The following is a 12,520-nucleotide window of genomic DNA, read 5'->3' as shown; positions in this document are numbered from 1 at the left end:
TAGAACTTCCTATGTCACAGTTTTCCCCACGCCAATTTCTAGCCTCTGCTGCTGCCTTTTTCCTGGCTTTGTCCCTATGGGCGATCGCACCAGCAGCCCATGCTTTCAACAATCCTGATTTGTTGCCACAAATTCAGACTCCGATCATTGATTTAGCTAAAGCCCTTACAGAGATTGAAGAACAGGACTTGGCAAAAAATTTAAGTGCCTTTGAGGCGGAAACTGGCTGGAAGTTGCGAGTGCTGACTCAGTACGATCGCACCCCCGGTTTGGCCGTCAAAAATTATTGGGGCTTAGATCAAAAGAGTGTGCTGTTAGTTGCCGATCCGCGAGGTGGCAATCTCCTGAACTTTAATGTGGGAGACTCTTTGTATCCTCTGTTGCCGCGCACTTTTTGGGTGGAACTGCAAACCCGCTACGGTAATCAGTTTTTTGTGCGGGACAATGGGGAAGATCGAGCGATTATTGAATCTTTGGAGTCGATCGAAGGCTGTCTGCGTCAAGGTGGATGTCGCGTGGTTCCCGGTTTGCCTAGGGAACAGTGGATTTTGACTTTAATTTCTTCGGTGCTAGGCGGGGTCATCTGCGGGTTTGCAGCTCAACCACGGAAACCGGGACAGTTGGTGGCTTGGCAGTGGGCGCTGATTTTTTCGCCTCTGTGGGGCATCTTGTTTTTTGCCTTCGGTGTCGGCCCTGTGGTGATTCGGACTTCTGAGTGGCTGCCTTTGGTGCGGAATGTGGCTGGTTTTGCGATCGGGGCTTTGGTGGCATTCCTCACTCCCGTACTCGGCAAGTCCTCACCCTCATCAGAAAGTTAGTTTCTACCTTGGCAGTTGGCAGTTGGGAGTTGGCAGTTAACTAAAAGCTGATAAGCTGATACTTGATAATTCACAGGCGACAGCTATTCAACACATGGAATGGCACTTAAGCGATGCCCAGAGTCTGGGATTAATCGATAACGAAATTGGCGATCATGGTTTTTCGGCGGCGGAATATGAAATTGTCCGCCGTGTGATTTATGCAACCGCTGATTTTGAATATAAGTCTTTAATCAGTTTTTCCGATCAGGCTTTGCAAGCTGGGGCGGCAGCTTTGGCTGCTCGGACTACGATTGTGGTAGATGTGCCCATGGTCCAGGTGGGGATTACGCCACTGCTCCAAAGTACCTTTGCCAATCCGGTGTACTGTTCAATGGAAGCTTTGACGCGCCCTCAAAAGGAAAAAACGCGGGCTGCTTGGGGGATTGAAACCTTGGCTAAACGCTATCCAGAGGGAATTTTTGTAGTTGGCCAAGCTCAAACTTCTCTGTCGGCGATCGTCGATTTAATTGAGGCTGAGGAAATTCGCCCTGCTTTGGTGATTGGGACTCCTTCTGGGTTTGTGGGGGTGGATGTGGCTAAGTCTCGCTTACACGATTCGATGATTCCTCATATTCGGATTGAGGGGCGGAAGGGTTCGGCGGTGGTGGCTGTGGCGATTGTGAATGGGCTGGTGGATTTGGCTTGGCAGGCTTACGGCCAAGAGGGGAATAGTTGATATTACCTGAAAGGTGGCAACTGCTGCTTGATTTTAGGCAGTAGTTGCTTGATTTTGATTCCAAACATAAACACAAACCACACTGCGCCACCGGCTCCCAAACTAATCAATAGCACTAACACAAAAGGATGAATTTCAACACTACTCAATAATGGCAAGTAAAATTTGCGATCGGGCGCGTCTTGTTTAATCAAATAAGGAGCGCCACCAGCCACTACTCCCGCTACTCCCAAACCAAAGCCCACTGCTTGAATCGTAACTTCAAGTTTCGCATCCCGATAAGCTTCTTCAATGGAGACAACGCCTCGAATTGCTTCCATTGCCTTATCTAGCAAACCCGAACCGTGTTGGAAATAGCCTAAATCTGCCTGAATCTGCCTTTGAAACTGCGGGCAATTTTGCGTGCTGAATGTTGCGAGAAAACTTAAATCGGCATCACTATCATTATACTTTTTACAAGCTTTGATGTCAAGACTTATTTGATTTAATTTATCTTGGTAATTTTGGGCATTAATGGCGATCGTATTTTCGCGAAACTGCAAATCACTAAGCATCCGGGCATACTTGACAGCCCGCTGCGGAAGCTCAATCATCTGAGTTTCCAGAAACTCTAATTCCTCCTCATTTAAACCAGCACCTTTCGATTGTCGTTGCTGAGCTTTATCCCGCTGCAAATACTGGAAAGTCTTGTCAATATCCAAGTCAATTTGTTTGTACTCCTCGCGAATCACCGCGTAAAGTTTGCGGCAATCGCCATAAGCCCGAAGAATCTTATTGCGGTACAAAAACAAATCCATAAAATCACTGTAGCGCGTCTCATCCCAGATATCATCAGTTGTTGGACTGTTAAAAAACCAGATAATAATGTGACAGTAACTATCGGGCTGATTAAGATTTCCATATTCCAAAATTGGACTACCAAATAACTCGCCTTCACGACATAAATCCGGGAGATTGTCACCAGAAATCAATTTTTCCAGACACTCTTTACCTAAATTTTTGATAAACTGTGGATTTTCCCGCGCCTCTCGATTTTGTTCGACACTCAGCCAAGCCGTAAGCAGCAAAGTTTGCCCGAAATAACTCTGCACAAAATCTGGCAACAAGCAGTTATCGGGATTAAACTGCTTCAAGATGCTAACATCGACATCTGGTGTTTTAATGTTGTTAACTTTTTTGGGAATCCGAATTTGTAAACCCAGGGCATAGCTGTCGTCAATTCGCATCGGTAGGGCGAAACCCTTGACAGGAATAAGTTGATTTTCAAAGAAAATCTCCTTATCAAAAGGCAGAGAATTGCGGTTGCCAACCGCTTGTTTGTCGATCAGGTTAACTCGCAATCCCGCAGGTGGGTTTTTGATGTACAAATTGTTGGCATTTAATTCCGTATTGACTGCCAACTTATCTTGCAATATCTCGTTGGATTTGTGCCACAAACTTGCAAATTCCACAGGGGAATTCGACTCTGAATCTAGGGCGTTGCAGAGGTGAAAAGCAAACAGATAGACGTTGGGGGCATAGATTTTGCTACTTGGAGTCATTGGTGGTATCTGATTGATTATCTGCGGCGCTTTCTTGAAGTTTTTTGTAGCTATCTTCAATGCTGGTACGCAGAATTTGAGTAATATTGGTTAGCGGCTGCATTGTAGTTGGGGTGGGTTCGCCCGGATCATCAATTTCTTTTTTGCATTTAGCAACAGCAATTTTTAATTCCTCTCCCAATGTATGAATGGCGCACCACTTGCTGATAGTCATAGCAATGGGAAACAATTCATCATCTGCTGATTCGGCTATTTCTGCTTTTAATTTAGGTAAATCTTGCCATGCTGTCGGCATGAAAATACTGGGATTTTCGTGCAGCCATTGCAGGAAAGCATAGATAATTTTGTCAGGTTCCATTGTAATTACTCCCGTGATTTAAAAAATATAAATTCGTAGGGGCGGGTTCACCAACCATAATAGCCTGAAATCGACAATCTCGAAAACCCGCCCAACCCAACGAAAAATCATCATCTACATTTTAACATTTGGTGCAAATTTCAGGTTGATGGGGGTTATTGGTGGGGTGGGGCGGGTTTATTTAGATTTTTGGTAATTGTTATATATTGTTGGTAAAACCCGCCCCTACAAAATTTGGGTAAATGTTCAATCATCTACATTTTAACATTCGATGTAAATTTTAGGTTGATGGGGGTTATTGGTGGGGTGGGGCGGGTTTATTTAGATTTTTGGTAATTCTTATATATTGTTGGTAAAACCCGCCCCTACAAAATCATGTGTTCCTACCTAACTTAATATCCAGTCGCACAGAATGCGGCCCAATATATCGGATCGCGGAACGGCTGTTCCTCACTCGAACACACTAACCATAATTCCACACTTTGTCTGGATTTTTCATCTAAATTTAACAATCCTACCCAAACTCGAAAATCCTCCTCACTCACAGCGCGCATCCAGTTTTGCGCCGCATTCAAAGCAATCGCAACCGAATCTGCCTTCGGCAATTCCTGATAAAATTTAATCATCAAAATTGCCGTGGCAAAATCATCGACAGCCCACAAACTGCTGACAACATTCATGCTACCCGCATACAAGAAACCGCTGGGTAAACCAATGTACTCATCTGTCATGGCGGTGGAAGTTGTTAACCCGGTTTCGCAGGCGGAAAGTGTGACGAGACTGCACTTGGATAACTGCAATTCGCCGAAGATGTCGCGCAGGGTGAGGCATTTTTCGGGGATGGCTTTTCTGCCGCTGCGTAGGGTGACGTAGCGTTTAGTTTCTAGTCCATCTTTTTCTAACCCACCGTTAGCAAGAGGTTTTTCTTCTCTTAGCCCCCCCTTAGCAAAGGAGTTTTCTTCTCTTAGCCCCCCCTTAGCAAAGGAGTTTTCTTCTCTTAGCCCCCCCCTTAGCAAAGGAGTTTTCTTCTCTTAGCCCCCCCCTTAGCAAGGGGGGGTTGGGGGGGTTAATTTCTGGGGGTTGGGGGGGGTTAATTTCTGGGGGTTGGGGGGGGTTAATTTCTAATACCGGTTCGAGGGAATCCGCTAAGACTAGGGATGATTGTAGCGGATAGTCGAAGTCGAATACGCCGTGACAGGAAAAGTGCAGGTAGCTGGCATTTGCGATGTTTTCTCCGTTGGCGTTGAAGGCGATTTTTGTGGCTTGTTTTTTGAGTAATATTTGATGCAAGTCGAATCGGGTTTTGATGGTTTCTACTTCCATATCGGCGTTGAATAAGTCTTCGGTGGGATTCTGGAGGGCGAAGAGTTGTTGTTGATTTGGTGGGGGGGATTTTCTGGTGGTACAGTCAATTGGCAAAGCGGTGGGAGTGCGAACTTCTAAAGCTGCTTCATAAAATGCGATCGCCTTTTCGATATTCTCACCTCTGTCTCCCCAAATTCTGTCTTTGTAAGCTGTTGCTAAATTATTTTGAGTCATCGCCCAATCTTGAGGCAAAGCTGGGCGGGTACGAACTTCTAAAGCAGCTTCATAACATTCGATCGCCTTTTCGATATTCTCACCTCTGTCTCCCCTAATTCTGTTTCTGTAAGCTGCTGCTAAATTATTTTGAGTCATCGCCCATTGTTGAGGCAAAGCTGGGCGGGTGTAAACTTCTAAAGCAGCTTCATAACATTCGATCGCCTTTTCGATATTCTCACCTCTGTCTCCCCTAATTCTGTTTCTGTATTTAATACCTAAGCTATTTTGAAGCATTCCCCACTTTTCTAAGTAAGCTTCGTGAGTAAAAATAATTAATCCTACTTCTAAACAAGCAATAGCAATCTCTATGTTGCTTGCCCGACTTCCTTGCTGAAGACTTGAAAATGTTATATTGAAACCGTATAAAATATTAGCAATATTGTATGCTTCCTCTGACTCCATTTCTGCGAGGGTTTGAGTTGCCCACTCTCGCAAGTATTGGGCAAAATCTTCGTCTAATAATTCGAGATTGGCTTGGAGGATGGTGATTTCTTCGTCGCTGGGGCAGGTGAGGAGAGATTGGATTAGGGTGAGATAGGTTGGTTGTTGGTTCATTGGAATACCCATGTTTGGGATATTTTACATTGTTTGTGGGGGGGAATGCAAGATTGGCAGCGGATTTTGTAGCGGATTTAGCGGATGGATTTGGGGTTGATTTATGGGTTGGTTATGGATTGGTTGCGGAGGCCCCGGCGGTTGGAAATCGCGGCTACACAAACGATGTCCGCCTCCGCGGACGAAGATGGTATTTGGGGATGGAAAATCATTGGGTGAAATCTTCAACCCACGGAGGTGGGTTTTGTCTGTGTAGACGCGGTTTGAACCGCCGGGTGATTGTTAATCAAACGGAATTTAAAGGCCCCGGCGATTGGAAGAAACCGGGTTTTTTATCAAATTTCCGTATCGTCACAAAGACTCTGGCAAAAACCCGGTTTCTGGCCACCAACCCGCGCTTAAGTCGGATTAATAATCAGCGGGCGATCGCTTTTTTGTGCTATTATCACGATCGCGGTCTTTTTTCCTACCTTTTTTAATCTGTTCGCTCATTTCAATAAATACATCTTTACGCAAATAAGGATAATCACTAACCCACACTTCGCGGCTGGGAATGTAAATATCCGAAACTTTGGCAATCCGTCCCAAATCTTCTTGATTCGACATGATTAACATTAAAGCAGCTTGGCCGGGGACAATTCCTTGGTGAATTTTCTGCAATGGCGCTGTAAGTGTGGTAGTAAATCCCGTTTTGTCGCCGACTTCTAAGTTGATTCGCGGTTCTAAGTTGTCAACAATTACGAGTTGTCCTTTTTGATTGACTGTTTCTTCTTGACTTGTGACTTCATCTGTGATGTAAATATCCAAAACTCGTCCTTGCCAAAAACCACAGTATTTATATTTGCGGCATTCTGCATTGCGCAAACTGGCCCACAAAATCGGGCCCCACAACCAGTACAAGCCTGCGATTAATCCGGTGATTAATACTAGGGGCCCGACATCGGAACCGGCGAAGTTGTAGAGGACAACTAGAAAAACTACGGCGACAGCAGAGATTAACATTCTTCTGAGAAAGTCGGGGGGTTTTCCCCAGAAGTATTTGTATTGGGCTCCGGTGGCGACGGCGGGAATTAGTTCTTGAAATGTTTCGCGGGTTAAGGGAATTAGCATAATGGGGAATGGGGAATTGGGAATTGGGAATTGGGAATTGGGGATTGGGGATTGGGAATTGGGGATTGGGGATTGGGGATTGGGGAATTGGGAATTGGCTATCTCTCCCAAGTTTTTAATCACTCATTCGATCTTTTTTGTCACCTATTGAGTTTAGATAAGCATTGAGTTTTGGTGGCAGTTCATCAATTATTGGTTGATTTTTTTTTTACTTGTTCATCTGCTAACAACTGTCTGGCGTATGCCAATCTCAACCAACTGATTGTTTCATATAAAGAGCCTCTGGCAATTTTAATAAAACGCCGATTGTCTTGATGATTATACCTGCCACGTCCTTCTGCGATATTAGCACAAACACTATCGGCGGAGCGTACAATTTGCTGACTCATAGTATCTTTCGTGAAATAATCCCATTGTTTGACGATAAACCAAACCTCATTTGCTAACTTTTCAGCCAACTTGTAAACATCCAAATCCTCAAAATCTGGTCTACTCATATCTACACCCCTCTATTCCCAATTCCCAATTCCCAATTCCCAATTCCCCATTCCCTAGAGTATTTTTTCTAAGCCGTAAACGAGCGATCGCAATTCAATTACTTTGCGTATAGATAGTATGACTCCGGGCATATAACAAGCGCGATCGCTCGTGTCGTGGCGCAAAGTATAAACTTGACCCTCGCCGCCAAAAATTACTTCTTGGTGAGCAATTAAACCGGGTAAGCGGATGCTGTGAATCCGAATTCCTTCGTCGGCTAAAGAGCCTCTAGCTCCCTGCAATTTTTCGGTTTCTTCTACCTGTGGCGGATTGAAAGTTTTTCCCATTTCTGCTAGCATTTGGGCAGTTTGAATGGCAGTGCCGCTGGGTGCATCGGCTTTTTGATTGTGATGGAGTTCGATAATTTCTACGTGTTCAAAATATTGAGATGCTGTGACGGCAGCTTGTTGTAGTAAAACCATGCCGATGGAAAAATTGGGTATAATTAGACAGCCAATGCTGGCTTTGTCGGCAAACTCAGCTAATTTTTGAATTTGCTCGGTACTCAAACCCGTAGTGCCGACGACGGGACGAATGCCGTAGGCTATAGCCGATCGCACATTTTCGTAAACCGACTTGGGGTGTGTGAAATCTACCATCACCCCTGACTGTTTTTCCTGGGCTGCTAATACGAGCATTCCTTGCAAATCGTCGGTAATGGGAACTTCTAACGCGGCGCCCCCCGCCAATTCTCCCGCATCGGCGTTGAGGACTTCAGGAGAGTGGTCTATGGCCCCGAATAGGGTGAGGTCTGGAGCGTTGGCGATCGCCTTAATTACTTCGCGGCCCATTTTGCCGGCAGCACCGTTAACAATCACCGGAATTGGAAGTTGATTCGCCATAATCTCAAAAAAAATTCTGAAAGTCTATCGACTAAATTTTAACCCTACCAGGACTGACACACTCTTAAGGTTCGTATAAACTTTGTTAAATCAAGCAATTATTTGAGGCAAACTCGTTTTTGCCACAATTTCTGAAACCATTCTGTGAAAACAGACTGGGAGAAGCAAATTTGTATAGGTCAATTTTTGCCGATGGCAGAAGTTGCTGCCCGCCTCAAAGCTCTCTCTCTGAATTTATGAGGTTTAATTATGCCTTCGACCTTCTGCTTTCTGCGATTTACTTTCGGATGACTTCCAAATTATCTCAAAATATTCGATCGCTGTTTTCTGTCCTAACTCCCATGGGTTTGAGTTGTCAAGGTGGGCGAGTATGGGTTTTGCCTGCTGTATTGGCGGGCGCAACAGTAACACTACTGAATCTGGGAGTGCGTCGGTTGGGAGGGTTCCAAAGCTGGGAATTAGGCAGTTTTGACTCCTTAGTGCGCTTGCAGCCATCGAAGGGTGCCGATCCGAGACTGCTGGTAGTGGGCATTTCTGAGGCGGATATTCAAGCCTTGGGCAGATTTCCGATTACCGATCAAACCCTTGCTCAAACCTTGACAAAATTGCAAAAATATCATCCAAAGGCGATCGGTTTGGACTTGTACCGTGATTTGCCACAAGCACCGGGAAATCAGGAATTGTTGGCGCAATTGAAAACACCGAATGTGGTGGCGATCGACAAATTGAGCGATGGGGAAAGTCCGGGAGTATCTGCACCACGGGGGATACCACCAGAGCGAGTGGGCTTTAACGACTTCGTGCTCGACGCTGATGGTGTGGTGCGTCGCAATTTGATTTCTGTGTCGAAACCCGATCGAACCATCGCTTTCTCATTTTCTGTACAACTAGCTTTGCTTTATCTTAAAGACAGGTTGCAACCAGAAGATAGCCCTGTTCATCCCAACCAAATCAACTGGGGTAAGGCACAATTCCAACCTTTAAAACCTAACAGTGGTGGCTATGCCAATATTGACACCAAAGGCTACCAAATTCTGCTCAAATACCATTCTGCTAACAACGTGGCGCGACAGGTGAGTATCACGCAGGTGTTGAAGGGAGAAATTGACCCCAGTTGGGTGAAAGACAAGATTGTGTTGATTGGGACGACAGCACCTAGTGCCAGAGATTTGTTTCTAACACCCTATAGCCCAGGGCTTAAGCAAAGTCCAAAAATGCCGGGGGTGCTGCTGCACGCTCAAATGCTGAGCCAATTGTTGAGTGCAGTGTTGGATGGGCGATCGCTTTTTTGGATGTGGCCATCTTGGGCAGAAATTTTGTGGAATGCTTCCTGGGCGGTGCTGGGGGGGACTATAGCTTGGCGGATTCAGCACCCTCTGCGGGCTGGATTGTGTGGGGTTGGGGTATTGGTGGGGCTGTTGGGGGTGAGTTTTGGCATTTTTACAGTGGGTGGGTGGGTGCCTCTGGTGTCGCCGACTTTGGGTTTGGTGATGACTGGTGTGGGTGTCAGTGCTTACAAAAAGCTTTACGATGCTTTTCACGATTCGCTGACAGGTTTGCCTAACCGGGATTTGTTTGTGGAGTGTCTGGGGCGGGCGATCGGCAATACTAGAGGTCGCCACAGCCATTTGTTTGCGGTGCTGTTTTTGGATTTAGACCGGTTCAAGGTGATTAATGATTCTTTGGGTCATTTGGCGGGGGATGAACTGCTGATGGGCGTTGTGCTGCGCTTGAGAGCTAGTCTTTGCCATGGGGAGACTGTGGCGCGGGTGGGGGGTGACGATTTTGCAATTTTGGTGAGAAATACCGATGTTGATAGTGCGGTGAATTTGGCCGATCGCATTCACCAAGCTTTAATTGTACCTTTTGAGTTGAGAGGGCAAGAGGTATTTGTCACCGCTAGCATCGGCATTGCGGTGGGGGGCGAAACCGCAGCTACTGTCAGGGAACAGCCGGAACATTTGCTCAGGGATGCCCACACGGCGATGTATCGGGCGAAGGCTTTGGGGATGGGAAGGTATCAGTTGTTTAATGCTTCGATGCACGATTTGGCCCTGGAGAGGTTGCAGTTGGAGACGGATTTGCGGATGGCGCTCAAGCGTGGGGAGTTTTTGCTACACTACCAGCCGTTTGTGTGTTTGGCAACTGGGAGGATTATTGGGTTTGAGGCTTTGGTGCGTTGGCAGCATCCGGTGCGGGGTTTGGTGTCGCCGGTGAAGTTTATTCCGGTGGCTGAGGAGACGGGGGCGATTGTACCGCTTGGTGAGTGGGTGTTGGAGGAGGCTTGTCGTCAGTTGCGTCTGTGGGAGGGGATGTTTGATTTCGATCGACCTTTGATGATGAGTGTAAATTTGTCTGGGAAGCAGTTTGCGCAGCCGGATTTGGTGGCGCGAATTAAGGAGATTTTGGGAACCACGGGTTTGAGTGCCCAGAGTTTGAAGTTGGAGATTACTGAGAGTGTGGTGATGGATGATGTGGAGTCGGCGATCGCGGTTTTAAAGCATATGAAAGCCCTGAATGTCAAGTTAGGAATTGATGATTTTGGTACTGGTTATTCTTCTTTGAGTTATTTGAGTCGGTTTCCGACGGATACTTTGAAGGTTGATAAGTCGTTTGTGGGGCTGATGGAGATAGAAAGCGAGGGGGAGAATGTGGCGATCGTGCGGACAATTGTTACCCTCGCCCATGCTTTGGGTATGGATGTGATTGCTGAGGGTGTGGAGACGGCGGCACAATTGGCTAGGTTAAGGGCGATCGGCTGCGAGTACGGCCAAGGTTACTTTTTTGCTAAGCCTTTACCGAGTGAGGCGGCCACTGCTTTGATGGCTTCTCGGCCACAGTGGTAGTTATTGGTAATTGGTAATTGGTAATTGGTAATTGGTAATTGGTAATTGGCGTCGCCAGCCAGCGAAGTCGAAGGGTTATTTGTTATTTGTTGTTGGTTATTTGTTGTTAGCTTTCTACTGACTCACCTTTGTCCACCACTTCTCCTTTTTTAAATTTTTCTGCCTATTAGATAATAAGTAGTCATATCTCCCTTACCTTTGACATTGATTGTACCGCGTGTTTTCAATAAATACTTATGGCACAACAATTGATAGGTGGAATCACTCACTTGAATTTTACCAGGCCATCCTTGGGATTCCATGCGACTTGCTGTGTTGACAGCATCTCCCCATAAGTCGTAAATAAATTTTTTTGTGCCGATGACACCGGCAACTACTGGGCCTGTATTAATACCAATCCGAATCTGGAGTGGTTGGCCGCTTTCGTCGCTAAATTTCATAATTTCTTGCTGCATTTCTAGGGCCATTTCTGCAATAGATTCGGCGTGATTTGCACAGGAGACTGGTAAACCGCCAGCTACCATATAATTATCACCGATTGTTTTGATTTTTTCCAGTCCGTATTGCTCGCTCAAATGGTCAAAGGCTGAAAATATTTTGTTCAGTAATTCTACTAATTCTTGAGGAGATGTGCGGGATGATATTTCAGTAAATCCCACAATATCCGCAAACAAAATTGTGACTTCGGCAAATCCGTCAGCTATGTTGATTTGACCTGTTTTTAGGCGATCGGCAATAGTTTTTGGTAAGATATTTAATAATAAACGTTCGGAGTTTTCTTGTTCCGCACGCAAGATTTCTTCCGCTGCTTGCCGCTGGGCAATTTCTTTATAGACTCGGCAAAACATTTGATTGAAAGCCACCATTACTTCTCCTAATTCATCATCGCGCTTGACTGAAAAAGAATAGAAATCTGGTTGTATGCGATTTTGGCTTAAAGCCTCTCCCGCAGCTATCAAGTCATCCCGCAGTCTCAAGATAGGTGCAATTACTGTTCCTCCTAAAAATAGCATGGTCACAGTAGTAACAAAAGCTGTTATAATCAAAACTAAAATTGAGATTCGCCAGATAAATGCGTATAATTCTGGTTGAACAGATGAAGCATCGTGGCGCACAATTAAAGTATAATTTCCTCCCAGATATTCATTAGTCCAAGCAACATCATAGCGTTTCCAATCAAGAGAGTGCTTGCGTAAAATTCGCTCATTTTTTGTTTGTTCTAATTTAATTTCTGGTGGTTCGCCAAATGTATATATTAGCTGACCATTGGTCATGTAAATAGATAATCCTAAGATGATTTTTGATTGTTTGATAGCAGTTTTTACTTGGTTTTCCAAAAACAGGCGATCGGAGATATCTTGTTTGAGCAAAAATACTAGGGAATCAATAGTAGCGCGAGATACCTGTTCTAATTGCATTAATAGTTCATCTTCCCGCCGAAAATAAGAGGGAACTAAAATAATTGCTTCTATTACTAAAATGCTCGCAAATACCCACAGGGCTATTTGCCGAGATAAGCGAGATTTGAAAAAACCTAAAAATGACAACATCCTGAATGACATAAAATTACTGTTTGGCAAATGGCTAATTATGAGAACGAAGAAGTCAACAGTC

At 45.3% G+C, this 12,520-nt stretch carries 12 protein-coding genes; 4 read left to right on the top strand and 8 right to left on the bottom strand.

The annotated features are described in order from the left end of the window. Window positions 1-11 precede the first annotated feature (11 nt). Window positions 12-818, top strand: a complete 807-nt coding sequence (locus AAFP11_RS08525) for a TPM domain-containing protein (protein ID WP_341736655.1) — start codon at window positions 12-14, stop codon at window positions 816-818. 94 nt (window positions 819-912) lie between these two features. After that, entirely contained in the window at window positions 913-1,536 is a 624-nt protein-coding gene (locus AAFP11_RS08520) for a precorrin-8X methylmutase (protein ID WP_340522437.1), read from the top strand. Between the two features lie 2 nt (window positions 1,537-1,538). On the opposite strand, the gene AAFP11_RS08515 is transcribed toward AAFP11_RS08520, so the two are convergent. From AAFP11_RS08515 to AAFP11_RS08495, 5 genes are all read right to left on the bottom strand, one after another. Beyond that, window positions 1,539-3,077, bottom strand: a complete 1,539-nt coding sequence (locus tag AAFP11_RS08515) for a hypothetical protein (protein WP_341736654.1) — start codon at window positions 3,075-3,077, stop codon at window positions 1,539-1,541. Further along, complete coding sequence (locus AAFP11_RS08510) at window positions 3,064-3,435, bottom strand: hypothetical protein (RefSeq protein ID WP_341736653.1); 372 nt, start codon at window positions 3,433-3,435, stop codon at window positions 3,064-3,066. The genes AAFP11_RS08515 and AAFP11_RS08510 overlap by 14 nt, the downstream gene beginning before the upstream one ends. Before the next feature lie 392 nt (window positions 3,436-3,827). Beyond that, complete coding sequence (locus tag AAFP11_RS08505; RefSeq protein ID WP_341736652.1) at window positions 3,828-4,451, bottom strand: CHAT domain-containing protein; 624 nt, start codon at window positions 4,449-4,451, stop codon at window positions 3,828-3,830. Further along, the gene (locus tag AAFP11_RS08500; RefSeq protein WP_341736651.1) at window positions 4,411-5,571 is read right to left on the bottom strand and encodes a CHAT domain-containing protein; all 1,161 of its coding nucleotides are present in this window, start codon (window positions 5,569-5,571) and stop codon (window positions 4,411-4,413) included. Before AAFP11_RS08500 ends, AAFP11_RS08505 begins: the two co-directional genes overlap by 41 nt. Before the next feature lie 408 nt (window positions 5,572-5,979). Further along, the gene (locus tag AAFP11_RS08495) at window positions 5,980-6,681 is read right to left on the bottom strand and encodes a phosphate ABC transporter permease (protein WP_341736650.1); all 702 of its coding nucleotides are present in this window, start codon (window positions 6,679-6,681) and stop codon (window positions 5,980-5,982) included. Window position 6,682: 1 nt separating this feature from the next. Between AAFP11_RS08495 and AAFP11_RS08490 the strand changes: the two genes are divergently transcribed. Beyond that, window positions 6,683-6,832, top strand: a complete 150-nt coding sequence (locus AAFP11_RS08490; RefSeq protein WP_341736649.1) for a hypothetical protein — start codon at window positions 6,683-6,685, stop codon at window positions 6,830-6,832. A gap of 34 nt (window positions 6,833-6,866) precedes the next feature. Here AAFP11_RS08490 and AAFP11_RS08485 read toward each other — a convergent pair whose 3' ends face one another. Both AAFP11_RS08485 and dapB read right to left on the bottom strand, forming a co-directional pair. Beyond that, window positions 6,867-7,178, bottom strand: coding sequence for a four helix bundle protein (locus AAFP11_RS08485; RefSeq protein WP_341736648.1), 312 nt, complete (start codon window positions 7,176-7,178; stop codon window positions 6,867-6,869). Between the two features lie 54 nt (window positions 7,179-7,232). Beyond that, window positions 7,233-8,060, bottom strand: a complete 828-nt coding sequence (dapB, locus tag AAFP11_RS08480) for a 4-hydroxy-tetrahydrodipicolinate reductase (RefSeq protein ID WP_341736647.1) — start codon at window positions 8,058-8,060, stop codon at window positions 7,233-7,235. Window positions 8,061-8,347: 287 nt separating this feature from the next. Between dapB and AAFP11_RS08475 the strand changes: the two genes are divergently transcribed. Then, entirely contained in the window at window positions 8,348-10,906 is a 2,559-nt protein-coding gene (locus AAFP11_RS08475) for an EAL domain-containing protein (RefSeq protein WP_341736646.1), read from the top strand. A gap of 149 nt (window positions 10,907-11,055) precedes the next feature. On the opposite strand, the gene AAFP11_RS08470 is transcribed toward AAFP11_RS08475, so the two are convergent. Further along, entirely contained in the window at window positions 11,056-12,468 is a 1,413-nt protein-coding gene (locus AAFP11_RS08470; RefSeq protein ID WP_341736645.1) for an adenylate/guanylate cyclase domain-containing protein, read from the bottom strand. Window positions 12,469-12,520 lie beyond the last annotated feature (52 nt).

This window comes from Microcoleus sp. CAWBG640 (assembly GCF_020883015.1).
In the GTDB taxonomy this organism is placed as follows: Bacteria; Cyanobacteriota; Cyanobacteriia; order Cyanobacteriales; family Microcoleaceae; genus Microcoleus; species Microcoleus anatoxicus.
The sequence above is the reverse complement of the archived record's forward strand: the minus strand, read 5'-3'. Positions and strand labels throughout refer to the sequence as shown.

Excerpts from the sequence above, each read along its gene's own strand:
- dapB (WP_341736647.1), bottom strand. The coding sequence starts at position 8,060 with ATGGCGAATCAACTTCCAATTCCGGTGATTGTTAACGGTGCTGCCGGC.
- AAFP11_RS08510 (WP_341736653.1), bottom strand. The coding sequence starts at position 3,435 with ATGGAACCTGACAAAATTATCTATGCTTTCCTGCAATGGCTGCACGAA.
- AAFP11_RS08500 (WP_341736651.1), bottom strand. The coding sequence starts at position 5,571 with ATGAACCAACAACCAACCTATCTCACCCTAATCCAATCTCTCCTCACC.
- AAFP11_RS08475 (WP_341736646.1), top strand. The coding sequence starts at position 8,348 with ATGACTTCCAAATTATCTCAAAATATTCGATCGCTGTTTTCTGTCCTA.
- AAFP11_RS08485 (WP_341736648.1), bottom strand. The coding sequence starts at position 7,178 with ATGAGTAGACCAGATTTTGAGGATTTGGATGTTTACAAGTTGGCTGAA.
- AAFP11_RS08515 (WP_341736654.1), bottom strand. The coding sequence starts at position 3,077 with ATGACTCCAAGTAGCAAAATCTATGCCCCCAACGTCTATCTGTTTGCT.
- AAFP11_RS08525 (WP_341736655.1), top strand. The coding sequence starts at position 12 with ATGTCACAGTTTTCCCCACGCCAATTTCTAGCCTCTGCTGCTGCCTTT.
- AAFP11_RS08495 (WP_341736650.1), bottom strand. The coding sequence starts at position 6,681 with ATGCTAATTCCCTTAACCCGCGAAACATTTCAAGAACTAATTCCCGCC.
- AAFP11_RS08490 (WP_341736649.1), top strand. The coding sequence starts at position 6,683 with ATGGGGAATGGGGAATTGGGAATTGGGAATTGGGAATTGGGGATTGGG.
- AAFP11_RS08470 (WP_341736645.1), bottom strand. The coding sequence starts at position 12,468 with ATGTCATTCAGGATGTTGTCATTTTTAGGTTTTTTCAAATCTCGCTTA.
- AAFP11_RS08520 (WP_340522437.1), top strand. The coding sequence starts at position 913 with ATGGAATGGCACTTAAGCGATGCCCAGAGTCTGGGATTAATCGATAAC.